Genomic DNA, 16,678 nt, shown 5'->3' with positions numbered 1-16,678 from the left:
GGGGAGGTGGGTGCTAAGAGCCTCAGGATGCAATGCCCCGACTCCCAACCTTCGAGGAGCCGGTCCGCGTGCGGCGCGGCCCTGCGACTCGCGGTCCTGGGCCTGCTGCTCACCACGGCAGCGGCCCACGCCCAACCCGACCCCTTCTCCCGAGGCTTCGACGCCGTCCCGGTGAAACCGACGGCCGCGCAGTCCAGCGGCATCGGCCTGGAAGGCGCCACCGTGGAACCGGTGGGCAGCTACCGGGGCGCGCTGCTCCTGGACTTCAACTGGCGCATCCTCTCCCTCAAGCTGGGTGACGAGAAGCTGGGCAACCTGCTGCCGTACCGGCTGGATGCGCACCTGCTGTTCTCCTACCAGCTGCTGGAGCGGTTGGAGCTGGGCGTGGACCTGCCCGTCACCCTGGTGCAGGGCGACAACTTCGCGCTGTTGGGCGAAGCGCTGAACCAGCCGGGCTTCCCCGGCGCCGCGGGCGTCAGCAGCACCACGCTGGGCGACATCCGCGTGCTGCCGCGCGTGAGCCTGCTCAACCCGGACCGCTTCCCGCTGGGGCTCGCGCTGGTGGCGGAGGTGCGGCTGCCCACCGGCAGCGCGCGGAGCTTCACGGGTGAGCGCGGCGTGGTGGTGGCGCCGCGCCTGGCGCTGGAGAAGAAGCTGGGCCCCGTGCGCGTGCTGGGCAACGCGGGCGTGCTCATCCGCCCCGCGGCGCAGTACCTCAACCTGCGCGTGGACGACGAGCTGACGCTGGGCGCGGGCGGCATCGTGGACCTGCCGGACATCCGCCGGCTGCGCGAGGTGAAGGCCACCGCTGAAATGCACCTGCGCACGCCGCTGGCGCGCCCCTTCAACTTCGACCAGGCGGATTCGCTCAAGTCGCCGTGGGAGCTGCTGGTGGGCGCTCGCGCGAAGGTGTGGGGCGACTGGGGCGTGGAGCTGGACGTGGGCCGCGGCCTCAACGTCACCACCGGCTACGGCCGCGAGGCCCTGCGCGTCATGTTCGCCGTGCGCTACGACAAGACCTTCAAGGACGAGGGCCCGGACTCCGACGGCGACGGCGTGCCCGACGTGCGCGACCGCTGCCCCACGCAGCCCGAGGACAAGGACGACTTCGGCGACGAGGACGGCTGCCCGGATCCGGACAACGACGGCGACGGCGTGGCGGACGGCGACGACATGTGCCCCAACAAGCCCGGCCCGAAGGAGAACAAGGGCTGCCCGGTGGAGCCGGACAAGGACACCGACGGCGACGGCGTCGTCGACCCCCTGGACAAGTGCCCGCTGGTGCCCGGCCTGAAGGACTTCGACGGCTGCCCGGACACGGACTTCGACGAGATTCCGGACGGCGAGGACGACTGCCCCGACGTGGCCGGCCCGCCGGAGAACAACGGCTGCCCGTACGACGCTCCGCCCTACGTGGTGGTGGAGTCCGACCGCATCCGCATCAAGGGCAACATCCTCTTCGAGACCGGCTCCGCGGTCATCCAGAAGCAGTCGTACCCGCTGCTGGACGAGGTGGCGACGGTGCTCAACAAGAACCCGACGCTGGGGCCGGTGCAGATTGAAGGGCACACGGACAACAAGGGCACGCGCGCGCTCAACATGGACCTGTCCAACCGGCGCGCGAAGTCGGTGCTCGACTACCTGGTGAAGAAGGGCATCGACCGCAAGCGCCTCACGTCCCAGGGCTTCGGGTTCGACCGGCCCATCGCCACCAACGACACGGCCCTGGGCCGCGCGAAGAACCGGCGCGTGGACTTCAAGCTGGTGAAGTCGGAGATCGAAACCGGCCCGAAGGAGACGGTGGTGCCCCACGGCGAGCCGCCGCCTCCTGGCACCGAGCCGGTGCCCGGTCCGGGCGCGCCGCCTCCCAACAAGAAGTAACGCGGTCGTTGGGACGGCCCGGCCTCCGGGCCGTCCCCAATCGCTGACTTTGTTCTTTTGCGGGATGACTGGAGTGCCGGGGCAAAATGCCCCGCGTCGAGGCCCCGTCTCCGTCGAAAACAACCGGGAATATCGCCGAGGGTCGCTTTCACCCAGTACCCCTCGCTGACCGGTTATTCTCGAAACATGAGTACATTTGAAGCGGAAGGTAACGGCGGTGGAATGACGCCGGAGCAGAAGCGCGCGCGTCTGGCGGAGCTGCTGCGCACGAAGGTCCGCCCCACGCAGGCGCCCGTGTCCTTCAGCCAGGAACGGATGTGGTTCCAGGACCGGCTGAGCCCGGGCAGCGCCGCGTTCAACATCCCGGTCCGCGTGCGGTTCTCCGGCGCGCTCGACGTGGCCGTGCTGCACGCGAGCCTCCAGACCCTGGTGCGGCGTCACGCGCCGCTGCGCACCACCTTCATCGAGCAGGACGGACGGCCGCTGCAGCACATCGCGCCGGCGCTGGAGCTGGCGCTGCCCGTGGTGGACCTCCAGTCGCTGCCCGCCGCGCAGCGTGAGGCGGAGGCCCTGCGGCTGATCACCGGCGAGGCCCGCCAGCCGTTCGACCTGGAGAAGGGCCCGCTGCTGCGCACCGTGCTGTACCGGCTGGATGCGCTGGAGCACGTGCTGCTGCTCAAGCTGCACCACATCATCACGGACGGCTGGTCCATGGGCGTGCTGGTGCGGGAGCTGAGCGCGCTGTATCCGGCGCTCGCGGAGGGCAAGCCGTCACCGCTGGCCGCGCTGCCCATGCAGTACGCGGACTATGCCGCGTGGCAGCGCGAGTACCTGCGCGGCGAGGTGCTGGAGCAGCACCTGGGCTTCTGGCGTCAGCGGTTGGATCCGGACGCGGTGCTGGAGCTGCCCACGGACCGGCCGCGCCCCGCGGTGCTCTCCGGGCGTGGGGCTCGCATCAACGCGGTGCTGCCCCCCGCGCTCGTGGAGTCCATCAAGGCGCTCGCGCTGGCGGAGGGCAACACGCTCTTTGGCGTGCTGCTCGCGGGCTTCCAGGTGCTGCTGTCGCGCTACAGCGGCCAAGAGGACGTGGTGGTGGGCACCTCCGTGGCGGGCCGTGGCCGCGCGGAGCTGGAAGGGCTCATCGGCCTGTTCACCAACTACCTGGCGTTCCGCACGGACCTGTCCGGACAGCCGTCCTTCCGGGAGCTGTTGGGCCGCGTGCGCGAGACGACGCTGGAGTCCTACGCGCACCAGGACGTGCCCTTCGAGAAGCTGGTGGACGCGCTGAAGCCGGAGCGCCAGCTGAGCGTCAATCCCCTCTTCCAGGTCGCGCTGACGCTGCAGAACGCGCCCCTGCCGCCGCTGCGGTTGCCGGGGCTCGTGCTGGACGCGCAGCCGGTGGACAACCGCACCAGCAAGACGGACCTGTCGCTCATCGCCATGGAGGTGCCGGAGGGCATGCGCCTCACTGCGGAGTACAACACGGACCTCTTCGACCCGGGCTCCATCCACCGGCTGCTCGCGCACCTGCGCACGCTGCTGGAGGGCGCGGTCTCCGCGCCGGGCCGGCGAGTGTCCGAGCTGCCGTTGATGGATCCGGCCGAGGTGGCTCGGATCCAGCGGGAGTGGGCCGGGAGCGCGGCGCCTTTCCCGGAGGAGTGCTGCCTGCACTCGCTCTTCGAGGCGCAGGCGCGGCGGACCCCCGAGGCCGTGGCGGTCCGGTTCCAGGGGCAGGCGCTCACGTACGCGCAGCTGGATGCGCGCGCCAACCAGCTCGCGCATGCGCTGCGCTGGCGGGGTGTGGGGCCGGAGGCGCGGGTGGCCTTGAGCGTGGAGCGCTCGCTGGACGTCGCGGTGGGGTTGCTGGGCATCCTCAAGGCGGGCGGCGCGTGGGTGCCCGTGGATCCGCTGCTGCCTCGGGAGCGGTTGGCGTTCATGTTGGAGGACAGCGGCGCGTCCGTGCTGGTGACGCAGGCTCCGCTGCTGGAGCGCTTCCCGGAGGGGCACCGCGCGCGTGCGCTGTGCCTGGATGTGGAGCGGGACGCGCTCGCGGGTGAGAGCGAGGCGGCGCCGGGCTCCGGCGTGGGGGCGCGGAACCTGGCGTACGTGCTCTACACGTCCGGCAGCACGGGCCTGCCCAAGGGGACCGCCATCGAGCACCGGGGCGTGTGCAACCTGGTCGTGCACGAGGCCACGGCGTACGGCATCGGGCCGGGCAGCCGCGTGCTCCAGTTCGCCAGCCTTTCGTTCGACCTGTCGGTGGAGGAGATCTTCACCACGCTGTGCAGCGGGGCCACGCTGGTGCTGGCGCCGCTGGAGGACCTGATGCCCGGTGAGCCGTTGCGCAAGCTGCTGCGCGACGAGGCGCTGACGGTCATCAGCCTCACGCCCGCGACGCTCGCGGCCACGGCTCCGGAGGACCTGCCCGCGCTGCGGACCGTCATCTCGGGCGGTGAGGCGCTGCCCCCGGAGGTGGTGGCGCGGTGGGCGCCGGGCCGCACGTTCCTCAACACGTACGGCCCCACGGAAGCGACGGTCATGGCCACGCTCACGGAGTGCTCGGCGGATGGCCGTGTGCCTTCGATTGGCCGGCCGCTGGCCAACGTGCGCGCGTACGTGCTGGATGCCCGGGGTGGGCTCGTGCCCGTGGGCGTGAAGGGTGAGCTGCACCTGGGTGGCGTGGGCGTGGCGCGTGGCTACGCGGGCCGGCCCTCGCTGACGGCCGAGCGCTTCGTGCCGGATGCATTCTCTGGCGAGGCGGGGGCCCGGCTGTACCGCACGGGCGACGTGGTGCGCTGGCGCGAGGACGGCACGCTGGAGTTCGTGGGCCGTGCGGACGCGCAGGTGAAGGTGCGTGGCTTCCGCATCGAACCAGGTGAGGTGGAGGCCGCGCTGGCGAAGCTGCCTCCGGTGCGCGACGCGGTGGTGGTGGCGCGGGAGGATGGGCCCGGTGGCAAGCGGCTGGTGGGCTACGTCGTGCTTCGCGACGGCGTCGAGGCCAATGGCCCTGGACTGAGGGCCGCCCTCAAGGAGGCCCTGCCCGAGTACATGGTGCCGTCAGCGGTGGTGGTGCTGGCCGCGCTCCCGCTCACGACCAACGGCAAGGTGGACCGCAAGGCGTTGCCTGCTCCAGACCTGGCGGGGGGTGATCCTCGGGAGTACGTCGCGCCGCGCACGGACACCGAGCAGCGCCTGGCGGGGCTGTGGCAGGAGTTGCTGGGTGTGAGCCGTGTCGGGGCGACGGATCATTTCTTCGACTTGGGCGGACACTCGCTGCTGGCCACGCAGGCGCTCAGCCGGATCCGTCAGACGTTCTCCGTGGAGCTTCCGCTCCGGCGCCTGTTCGAAACGCCCACGCTGGACGCCGTGGCCCGGCTCATCGACGAAGCGCTCGCGGGGAAGGGACAGCCGGCTCCGGCACCACGGAAAGCGCACGAGGTTCGCGTGCGGCCTGTGCCTACCGTTCCGCTAGAGGACGTGGCGCGTGAATGGGCGGCCCGTGCGGCGCAGACACGCGACACCGCGACGGCCTTCACGGCTGAGCTGCGCCAGCGGGTGCTGGTGGAGTGGAACGCGACGGCGGTTGAGTACCCGCGTGAATCCACGCTGCCGGACATGTTCGCGCAGGTGGTGGCCCGATTCCCCGAGAAGGTCGCCGTTGAGTTTGGTGACTCGCGGCTCACCTACCGGCAGCTGGATGAGCGCGCCAACCGGCTTGCGTGGCATCTGCGCTCGCTGGGCGTGGACACGGATTCGCGCGTCGCCGTGGCCCTGGAGCGCTCGCTGGAGCTGGTCGTCTCGCTCGTCGCCATCCTCAAGGCGGGCGCGGCCTACGTGCCGCTGGACCCGGCCTATCCTCGCGCGCGTCTGGCCGCGATGGTGGAGGACGCTCGGCCTCACGTCCTGCTCACCTCCCGCGCGCTTCTGCCGAACCTGCCTCAGGAGGAGATGCTGCCGGTCGTGCTGGAGGAGGTGTCCTTCGACGCACTGCCTACGCGTGCGCCACCGCGCGCTGCCCTGCCCCAGAGCCTCGCGTACATCGACTTCACCTCCGGCTCCACCGGCAGGCCCAAGGGCGTCGGCACGCCTCACGCCGCAGTGCTCCGCACGCTCTTCGGCGTTGACTACGCTCGCTTCGGGCCCAACGAGACGCTGTTGATGATGGCCCCGCTGGCCTTCGACGCCTCCACCTTCGAGGTCTGGGGCGCACTGCTCCACGGCGCGAAGCTGGCCGTCTTCCCCGCGCATCCTCCGACGGATCCGCACGAACTGGAGCGGGTGCTGGTTCGCCATGGCGTGACGACGCTGTGGCTCACCGTGGGCCTCTTCACGCAGGTGGTGGATGCACATCTGCCCGCGCTGCGCTCGCTGCGCCAGGTGCTTACCGGCGGTGACGTCATCTCCGCGTCCCACGTGCGCCGGGTGCTGGAGCAACTGGGCGTCCCGGTCACCGCGATGTACGGCCCCACGGAGACCACGGTCTTCGCCACCAGCCACCGCTTCACGCAGGCCTCGCAGGTGGGTGCTTCCATCCCGCTGGGCCGCCCCCTGGGCAACACGCAGGTGTACGTGCTGGATGCCTCCGGCCAGCCCGTTCCTCCGGGCATCCAGGGTGAGGTCTACATCGGCGGTCAGGGCCTTGCTCGCGGCTACGTGGGCCAGCCCTCGCTCACCGCGGAGCGCTTCGTCCCGGATCCGTTCTCCTCCACTCCCGGTGCTCGCCTCTACGGCACCGGCGACCTTGGCCGCTGGCGTGACGACGGTGTGCTGGAGTTCCTGGGCCGCGCCGATGCGCAGGTGAAGGTGCGTGGCTTCCGCATCGAGCTGCCCGAAATCGGAGCCTCGCTGCGCTCCCATCCCGAGGTGCGCGAGGCCATCGTCGTCGTCCGCGAGGACGTGCCCGGCGACAAGCGCCTGGTCGCGTACGTCGTCGCCCCCCAGTCCCTGGACGTCGCCGGACTGCGCGCGTTCCTCAAGCAGCGGCTGCCGGACTACATGCTGCCCGCCGCCTTGGGCCGCCTGGACGCCCTGCCCCTCACCTCCAATGGCAAGGTGGACCGCAAGGCCCTCCCCGCGCCCTCCACCTTCCAGACCGGTCCCCGGACGCGTCCGCCTCGCACCGACACCGAGCGGCGGATCGCCACGCTCTGGGAAGAGGTCCTGCAAACGGGTTCGGTCGGTGCCGAGGACAACTTCTTCGACCTGGGCGGCAACTCGCTTAGCGCCACGCAGATCCTCTCGCGCATCCGGCGCGCGTTCCAGGCGGAGCTGTCCATCGCGGCCTTCTTCGCCGCCCCCACCGTGGAAGCCATCGCCCACCGCCTGGAGTCCCAGGGCCCGGTGCAGGCGGTCGCGACTCCCGTGCTCATGCCGGTGCCGCGCGACGGGGGCCTGCCCCTGTCCTTCGCCCAGCAGCGGCTGTGGTTCTTCGCGAAGCTGGAGCCCTCCAGCACCGCGTACAACCTCCCCTTCGGCATGCGGCTCGAAGGCGCCCTCGACGTGCCCGCGCTCACACGCGGCCTGCGCGACCTGGTCCAGCGCCACGAATCCCTGCGCACCACCTTCCGTGAAGAGGCGTCCGGCCCCGTTCAGGTCATCGTGGCCCAGCCTTCGCTGCCCGCGGGCTGGATGGACCTGAGCGCCCTGCCCGATGCCGAACGCGCGCTCAATGCCATCCTCGACGACGAGGCACGGCAGGTTTTCAACCTGGAGACCGGTCCGCTCTGGCGCGTGCTCCTCGTGCGCATGAGCGAGCAGCACCACCTGCTGCTGCTGACCATGCACCACGTCATCTCCGACGCCTGGTCCATGGGCGTGCTCCTCCAGGAGCTGACCACGCTGTACGCCGCGCACGCGGAAGGCCGCGCTCCGGCGCTGAAGCCGCTGCCCGTGCAGTACGCGGATTACTCCGTCTGGCAGCGCGGCTGGCTGCGCGACGGGGCACTGGAGGCGCAGCTCGGCTGGTGGCGTCAGCAACTCGACGGCGCACCCAAGGCCCTGGAGCTGCCCACGGACCGGCCCCGCCCCGCGGCGCAGACCTTCCGTGGCGCGGTGGTGCCCTTCCAGTTCCCTCGCGAGCTGTCGGACGCGATGCACGCGGTCTGCCGCGCCGAAGGCGTCACGCCCTCCATGGTCGTGCTGGCCGCGCTCCAGGTGCTGCTGTCGCGCTACAGCGGTCAGGAGGACATCGTCGTTGGCTCGCCCATCGCGGGCCGCCACCACGCGGAGCTGGAGGGGCTCATCGGCTTCTTCGTCAACACGCTGGTGCTGCGCACGAAGCTGGACGGCGACCCGAGCTTCCGCGAACTGCTCGCTCGCGTACGCGACGTGGCGCTGGGCGCGTACGCGCACCAGGACGTGCCCTTCGACAAGCTGGTGGAGGCGGTGCGTCCGGAGCGTGACCCGCGCCGCGCGCCGCTCTTCCAGGTGATGCTCGCGTACCAGAACGCGCCCATGCCGGAGACGCTGAGCACCGGCCTGCGGCTCCAGCCGCTGGAGCCCCGGGGCGGCACCGCGAAGTTCGACCTCACCCTGGCCCTGAACGACACCGCCGGCGGGCTGAAGGGCCTGCTCGAATACAACACCGACCTCTTCGACGCCTCGACCGCCAGCCGCATGGTGGGCCACCTGCGCGCGCTGCTGGCCGGAGCGATGAACGCACCGGAGCGCCGGCTCTCTGCATTGCCCATGCTCACGCTCGAGGAGCGCGCGCTGCTGGTGCACACCTGGAGCGAGCCCGGCGCCGCCACGGCCGAGGACGCGTCCCTGCACGGGCTCCTGGAGGCACAGGCCCGGCTCCACCCCGACACCGCCGCCTTCGAACACGAGGGCCACACGCTGACCTGGGCGGAAGCACACCGGCGGGCACGCGAGGTCCTTCGCACCCTGCGGGGACGGGGCGTGGTCGCGCTGCCGCCTCCGCCGCCCCTCGTTCCGGTCTCCCGCACGGGCCCGCTGCCCCTGTCCTTCGCGCAGCAGCGGCTGTGGCTCGTGGATCAGCTTGAACCGGGCAGCGCCGCCTACAACCTCTTCATGGCCCTGCGCGTGGAAGGCGCGCTGGACGTGCGCGCGCTGGAGCAGTCCTTCGCCTCGCTCATCGCCCGGCATGAAGCCCTGCGCACGGTCTTCGTCGCGCAGGAGGGCCAGCCCGTCCAGGTCATCCTCCCCACGGTGCCTTTCACACTGGAGACGGTGGACGTGGGCGCCGTCTCCGAGGAAGCCGTCACGCAGCGGCTGCGGGAGGAGGCCCTGCGCCCGTTCGACCTGGAGCGCGGACCCCTGCTGCGCACCGCGCTGCTGCGCCTGGACGCCAGCACGCACGTGCTGTGGCTGAACATGCACCACATCGTCTCCGACGGGTGGTCCATGGGCGTGCTCGTGCGGGAGCTGACCGCGCTCTATGGCGCCCATGTCATGGGCCGGCCAGCGTCGCTGCCGCCGCTCCCCGTGCAGTACGTGGACTTCGCGTCGTGGCAGCGCGCGTGGCTGAAGGACGAGGTGATGGAGCACCACCTGGCCTACTGGCGCCGTCAGCTCGCCGGGGCACCGCCGCTCCTGGAGCTGCCCACGGACAGGCCGCGTCCCCGCGTCCTGTCCCCCGTGGGCGCGCAGGTGCCCGTGCAGTTGCCGGAGTCGCTGTCGCAGGCCCTCCAGGCCTTGTGCCAGCGCGAGGGCGCCACGCTCTTCATGGGCCTGATGGCGGCCTGGCAGGCGCTGCTCTCGCGCTACGCGGGCCAGGAGGACATCACCGTCGGTTCACCCATCGCCGGGCGCACGCACGGGGACACGGAAGGGCTCATCGGCTTCTTCGTGAACACGCTGGTGCTGCGCGCGCGCGTCGATCCGAAGGCCTCCTTCCGTGAGCTGCTGGGCCAGGTGCGCGCCACCACGCTCGCGGCCTATGAGCACCAGGACGCGCCCTTCGAGAAGCTGGTGGAGGAGCTGCACCCCCAGCGCAGCCTGAGCCACTCGCCCCTCTTCCAGGTCGTGCTCGCGCTGCGGGACGCGCCGCCGCAACCCCAGTCGGTGCCAGCGGGCCGTGACGGCTCCACGCTCCGGCTGGTGCCGATGGAGCAGGCGGAGCAGACGACCCCGTTCGACCTCACGCTGTCGCTGGTCCGGACGCCCCAGGGGCTGCGAGGCGCCATGAGCTACCGCGCGGACCTGTTCAATCCGTCCACCGCGCTCCGGATGATGGACCACCTGCGCACGCTGCTGGAGGCCGCGGTCGCGAACCCCGGCCAGCCCGTGAGCCGGCTGGCGCTGCTCTCGCGCGACGAGCGCCAGCGCCTCCTCGTGGACTGGAATGACACCGCCGCCGCCAGCCCCACGGACGTGCCCGTCCACGCGCACTTCGCGGAGCAGGCCCGGCGCACGCCGGACGCGGTGGCCCTGGTGCAGGGGGCGGAGTCACTGACGTATGCGCGGCTGGACTCCCGCGCGAACCAGCTGGCCCATCACCTGCGCGCGCTGGGCGTCGTCCCGGGCGCGCGTGTCGGGCTCGCGCTCGAGCGTTCGTTCGAGATGGTCACGGCCCTCCTCGCCATCCTCAAGGTGGGCGCCGCCTACGTCCCCGTGGACCGCAACGCCCCGGTGGAGCGCATCACGGCGCTGCTCGACGATGCCGACGTCAGCGTGACGCTCACGCACCAGCCCTTCGCGCACCTGCTGCCCACTACCGGCGCCCGCGTCTGGCTGGATGCGCAGTGGGACGCCATCGCGGCGATGCCCACGCACGCGCCGGAGGCTCACGTGGACGGCGAGGCGCTGGCCTACGTCATGTTCACCTCCGGCAGCACCGGCCGGCCCAAGGGCGTCTGCGTGCCCCACCGGGGCATCACGCGCCTGGTGCTGGGCAGCGACTTCATGCGCTTCGGACCGGAGGAGGTCTGGCTCCAGTTCGCCCCCATCGCCTTCGACGCTTCGACGCTCGAAATCTGGGGCGCGCTGCTGCACGGCGCGAAGGTCGTCCTCGCGCCGCCGCAGGCCCTGTCGCTGGAGGAGCTGGCCGACCAGATGCGCCGCTACCATGTGACGGCGCTGTTCATGACGACCGCGCTCTTCGAGCAGATGGTCCTGCACCAGGGTGATGTGCTCGCGGGCGTGAGACAGGTCCTCGCGGGCGGAGAGGTGATGCCCTGGCCTCGCATGCGCGACCACCTCGCGCGCATCCCCGAAGGCGCGACCGTCATCCATGCCTATGGCCCGACGGAGAACACGACCTTCTCCACCACGCTGCCGCTGAATCGGAACTCTCGCGTGGAGGGCCCGGTGTCCATTGGCCGGTCCATCCCGAACGCCACCACCTACGTGCTCGATGCGCACCTCCAGCCGGTGCCGGTGGGCGTCGCGGGTGAGGTGTTCGTCGGCGGCAAGGGCCTGGCCTGGGGCTACCTGAACCGCCCTGAGCTGACGGCGGAGCGCTTCGTCCCGCATCCCTTCGCGTCCACGCCGGGAGAGCGCCTCTACCGCACGGGCGACAAGGCTCGCTGGTTGGAGGACGGCACGCTCGACTTCCTGGGCCGCTTCGATTTCCAGGTGAAGGTGCGCGGCTTCCGCATCGAGCTGGGTGAAATCGAGGCCGCGCTGCGCCAGCTGGAGACGGTGAAGGAAGCCGTCGTGGTGGCGAAGGGCGAGGGCACGGAGAAGCAGCTGGTCGCGTACGTGGCGCCAAAGGCCGGCGCGGTGCTGGAGCCGGACGCGTTGAAGGCCCAGCTGCGTCAGCGGCTGACGGAGGCCATGGTGCCCGCCGTGTGGGTGGTGCTGGACGCGCTGCCGCTCAACGTCAACGGCAAGGTGGACCGCAAGGCGCTGCCGGAGCCGGAGGCGCGGGCCTCCAGCGCCACGTACGAAGCGCCTCGCACGGAGCTGGAGGCGAAGCTCGCTGCCATCTGGGCACAGGTGCTGCGGGTGCCTCGCGTGGGCGTGAAGGACGACTTCTTCGCGCTGGGGGGCCACTCGCTGCTCGCGACGCAGGTGGTGTCGCGGGTGCGCGCGGAGACGGGCGCGGAGCTGCCGCTGCGCACGCTGTTCGAAGCCTCCACCGTGGAGGCCTTGGCCTCGCGCATCGAGGCCAGCGCTCGGGGGCCTCAGGGCTCGGGGCGTCCGCCGCTGGTGCCCGTGCCGCGCGGAGGACCGCTGCCGCTGTCGTTCGCGCAGCAGCGGCTGTGGTTCCTCGACCGGCTGGAACCGGGGAGCGTCCACTACAACGTCCCCGCGGCCTTGCGGCTCGACGGTCCGCTGGACACCGGGGCGCTGGCGCGAGGGCTCCAGGAACTCGTCCACCGCCATGAGGCGCTGCGCACGTCGTTCCACGCACGCGAGGACGGCGAGCCCTTCCAGCAGCCGCACCCGCACGCGGAGCTGCCCCTGGCGCAGGTGGACCTGAGCCACCTGCCGGAGGTGGAGCAGGAGGCGGAGGCAAAGCGGCGGGCCCTGGCGGAAGCGCTCATCCCGTTCGACCTCACCCGCGCGCCGCTGATGCGGGCCACCCTGCTGCGCCTGTCCGAGCGCCGGCACGTGCTGCTCGTCACGCTGCACCACATCGTCTCGGATGGCTGGACCAACCGCATCCTCGTCGCGGAGCTGACCGCGCTTCATGCGGCGTTCTCGCGCGGCGAGCCTTCGCCCCTGCCTCCGCTGACGCTCCAGTACGCGGACTACGCGACGTGGCAGCGGCGCTGGCTCCAGGGCGAGGTGTTGGAGCAGCAGCTGGGGTGGTGGAGGCAGCAGCTCGACGGCGTGCCGCATGCGCTGGAGCTGCCCACGGACAAGCCGCGTCCGGCCGTGCAGACCTACCGTGGCGCGCAGGTCCCCGTGAGCCTGCCCCAGACGGTCGCGCGGGGAATCAAGGCACTCTGCCAGCAGGAGGTCGCCACGCCGTTCATGGCCCTGCTCGCCCTCTGGCAGATCCTGCTGGCCGTCTACTCCGGCCAGGAGGACTTCGTCATCGGCTCGCCCATCGCGGGCCGTGAGCAGGGAGAGCTGGAGGGACTGGTCGGCTTCTTCGTCAACACGCTGGCGATGCGGGCGCGGGTGGGCCGCCGGGGTTCGTTCCGCCAGCTGCTGCGCCGGGTGAAGGAAGGGGCGCTGGGGGCCTATGCCCACCAGGACCTGCCCTTCGAACGGCTGGTGGAGGCGCTGAGGCCCGCGCGGGATCCGAGCCGCGCGCCGCTGTTCCAGGTGCTCTTCAGCACGCGCGACAGCGCCCCGCCCGCGCCTGGGAGCGAAGCGCTGACGCTGCGTCCGCTGGACGTGGAGGAGGCCGCGGCCAAGGTCGACCTGGAGCTGAGCCTGGTGGAGTCCCCCGAGGGCATCTCGGGAGCGCTGCTCTACAACACCGCCCTGTTCGAGCCGCGCACGGCCGCGCGCATGGCGGAGCACCTGCGCACGCTGGCGGAAGCCCTCGTGGCCGAGCCCGAGGCGCCGCTCGACTCCGTGTCGCTGCTGACGCAGACAGAGCGCCAGCGCGTGCTGGTGGAGTGGAACACGACGGCGGTTGAGTATCCGCGTGACTCCACACTGCCGGAGGTCTTCTCGCAGGTGGTGGCCCGCTTCCCGGAGAAGGTCGCCGTGGAGTTCGGCGATTCGCGCCTCACCTACCGGCAGCTGGATGAGCATTCCAACCGGCTCGCGTGGCATCTGCGCTCGCTGGGCGTGGACACGGATTCGCGCGTCGCCGTGGCCCTGGAGCGCTCGCTGGAGCTGGTCGTCTCGCTCGTCGCCATCCTCAAGGCGGGCGCGGCCTACGTGCCCCTGGACCCCGCCTATCCTCGCGCGCGTCTGGCCGCGATGGTGGAGGACGCCCAGCCTCGCGTCCTCGTCACGTCACGTGCGCTGCTGCCGAAGCTGCCTCAGGAGGGACTGCTTCCCGTCGTGCTGGAGGAGGTGTCCCTCGACGCACAGCCCACGCATGCGCCACCGCGCGCAGCGTTGCCCCAGAGCCTCGCGTACATCGACTTCACCTCCGGCTCCACCGGCAGGCCCAAGGGTGTCGGCACGCCTCACGCCGCCGTGCTCCGCACCCTCTTCGGCGTCGACTACACCCGCTTCGGGCCCGACGAGACGCTGCTGATGATGGCGCCGCTGGCCTTCGACGCCTCCACCTTCGAGGTCTGGGGCGCGCTGCTCCACGGCGCGAAGCTGGCGGTCTTCCCCGCGCACCCGCCGACGGATCCGCATGAACTGGAGCAGGTGCTGGTGCGCCACGGCGTGACGACGCTGTGGATCACCATTGGCTTCTTCACCCAGCTGGTGGACACGCACCTGCCCGCGCTGCGCGCCGTGCGCCGGGTGCTCACCGGAGGTGACGTCATCTCCGCGGCTCACGTCCGCCGGGTACTGGAGCAGGTGGGCATCCCCGTCTCCGCGTTCTACGGCCCCACGGAGAGCACGGTCTTCGCCACCAGCCACCACTTCACGCAGGCCTCGCAGGTGGGTGCTTCCATTCCGCTGGGCCGTCCGCACGCCAACATGCAGGTGTACGTGCTGGATGCCTCCGGCCAGCCCGTGCCTCAGGGCATCCAGGGTGAGCTGTTCATCGGGGGTGACGGGCTCGCGCGCGGTTACGTGGGCCAGCCCTCGCTCACCGCGGAGCGCTTCGTCCCGGATCCGTTCTCCTCCACTCCCGGTGCTCGCCTCTATCGCACGGGCGACCTCGGACGCTGGCGCGACGATGGAGTGCTGGAGTTCCTGGGCCGCGCGGATGCCCAGGTGAAGGTGCGTGGCTTCCGCATCGAGCTGCCTGAAATCGAGGCCGCGCTCCTCGCCCATCCCACGGTGCGGGGCGCGGTCGTCGTGGTCCGCGAGGACGTGCCCGGTGACAAGCGGATCGTGGCCTACGTCGCGGCCGAACCCGTGGACGTGACCGAGCTGCGCGCGTTCCTCAAGCAGCGGCTGCCGGAGTACATGCTGCCCTCCGCCGTGATGCGACTGGAGGCCCTGCCCCTCACCTCCAACGGCAAGGTGGACCGCAAGGCACTCCCCGCACCGGACTCCGCGGCCTCCGCGGCCGGAAGCCATGTCGCGCCCCGCACGCACCTGGAAGAACAGCTGGCCGGGTGCTTCGCGGAGGTGCTGCGCGTGCCTCGCGTCAGCATCACCGACAACTTCTTCGAGCTGGGCGGCCACTCCCTGCTGGCCTTGAAGTTGATTGCCGCCATCCGCGTGCACACCGGGCACCGGGTCCCCATGGCGGCCCTCTTCCAGCACGGCACCGTCGAGGCACTGGCGCAGCGGATCCAGCAGGAGGCTCCTCCACGCCCCACCAACCTGGTGCGACTGGAAGCGGGCACCGAAGGCAAGCGCCCCCTCTTCCTCGTCCACGGCGGCGGTGGCGGCGTGCTGGGTTACGCCGAGCTTGTCCGCCAGCTGGGCCACGACCGGCCCATTCATGGGCTGGCGGCGTCGGGCCTGGAGGGCGGCGCACTTCCTCCCGCGTCCATCGAAGCGCTGGCGCGCGACTACCTTGCCCAGGTGCGCGCCGTGCAGCCCCAGGGCCCGTACCTGCTGGGGGGTTGGTCCTTCGGCGGACTCGTCGCGCTGGAGATGGCGCGTCAGCTCCAGGCCGTGGGTGAAGGGGTGGAGTTGCTGACGATGATCGACTCCGCCGTGCCCACGCCCCAGCCGCGCCCCGAAGCGGATCCGCTCGGGCTGCTGGCGCTGTTCGGGCGGACGCTCGGCCTGCGCTGGCAGGACCTGTCCCTGGACCTGGAGCAGCTGCGGAACATGGAGGGACGCGAGCGTCTTGCGTACGTCCTGGAGCAGGTCCGCGACTCGAACAACCTGGGCCTGGACCTGGAGGGCGCCGAGCGCCTCTTCAACCTCCACGCGCGGTTCTACGAGGCCCTGCGCACCTACGTGCCCACCGGCGGCTACTCGGGGCCCACCCTGCTCTTCCGGGCCACCGTGGGAGCGCCTGCCTCCGAGGAGACGGACTGGAGCACCTGGCTCACGGGGCCCGTCACCTCGTACGACGTGCCGGCGGAGCACTACTCCATGCTGAGCGCGCCCCACGCCTCCACCGTGGCGGAGCCGCTGCTCCAGCACCTGCGGACACTGCCGTAGCGCGAAGGAGCGCGGGCCCTCACGAGGGCCCGCCTCCTCAGGCGTCCGAGTCCGGCTCCAGGCCCAGCGCCTCGCTCGCGAAGCGCGCCATGCGCTCCATCAGCCGCGCCTTTTCATCCAGGGCGCTGCGGCCGGACCGGTCCGCCAGGGCCTCCAACCGTTCACCGCAGCGCAGGTCCAGGCACACGTTCACGCCCACCCGGCGCTTCGAGTCGACATCCGTGGTGAGCAGGCCGACCTCCGCCTCGGTGGGTGACATGCACCAGTCACACAGCTTGGGCGCCAGGGTCGGGTCTCCCTGCTGATCCCTCCGGAAGGCGATGCCCGTGGGGGTCTTGCTCCCGGGGGCGGTGAACACGAGGAAGACACGCACCCCGTACGGATCCACCCACGACAGGTAGTCCCGGATGAAGAGCGGGAGCTGGGTGCCCCTGGGAAGCTCGACGTACTTGCGATCCCTGGAGCGGAAGGCCTTCTGCAACTCTTTCTCTGACTCGATTCGAAACATGGCGGTTCTTTTCTTGGACTGCCTTCAAGACCATCCAGAACGTGCGTCAGCCTGATTTTGTCCAACCCCCCCGGACACTGGGTTGAAATCGTCACCGGATGCCAGCTTGGAGGGCACTCGAACTCAGAGGACCCCCCATGCACGTTCCCCCGCGGCTCCGGCTGATGACCCTGCTTTGCCTGGGGTCTGGAGTGATGGCCTGTGGCGATGATGCCTCCCCCATTC

The 16,678-nt window shown here is 71.1% G+C and carries 3 protein-coding genes; 2 read left to right on the top strand and 1 reads right to left on the bottom strand.

Annotated features, from left to right (window positions below):
* Positions 1-27: 27 nt before the first annotated feature.
* Together D7X55_RS19825 and D7X55_RS19820 are read left to right on the top strand one after the other, a co-directional pair.
* Positions 28-1,881 carry an OmpA family protein gene (locus tag D7X55_RS19825; protein WP_121723888.1) on the top strand — a complete coding sequence of 618 codons (1,854 nt, stop codon included), beginning with the start codon at positions 28-30 and terminating at the stop codon, positions 1,879-1,881.
* Positions 1,882-2,067: 186 nt separating this feature from the next.
* Entirely contained in the window at positions 2,068-15,945 is a 13,878-nt protein-coding gene (locus D7X55_RS19820; RefSeq protein ID WP_121723887.1) for an amino acid adenylation domain-containing protein, read from the top strand.
* Between the two features lie 37 nt (positions 15,946-15,982).
* Here D7X55_RS19820 and D7X55_RS19815 read toward each other — a convergent pair whose 3' ends face one another.
* Positions 15,983-16,453 (bottom strand): FBP domain-containing protein, encoded by a 471-nt coding sequence (locus D7X55_RS19815; protein ID WP_120551326.1) that lies wholly within the window; start codon positions 16,451-16,453, stop codon positions 15,983-15,985.
* Positions 16,454-16,678: the final 225 nt, after the last annotated feature.

The organism is Corallococcus sp. AB049A (assembly GCF_003668885.1).
Taxonomy (GTDB): Bacteria; Myxococcota; Myxococcia; order Myxococcales; family Myxococcaceae; genus Corallococcus; species Corallococcus interemptor.
The sequence above is the reverse complement of the archived record's forward strand: the minus strand, read 5'-3'. Positions and strand labels throughout refer to the sequence as shown.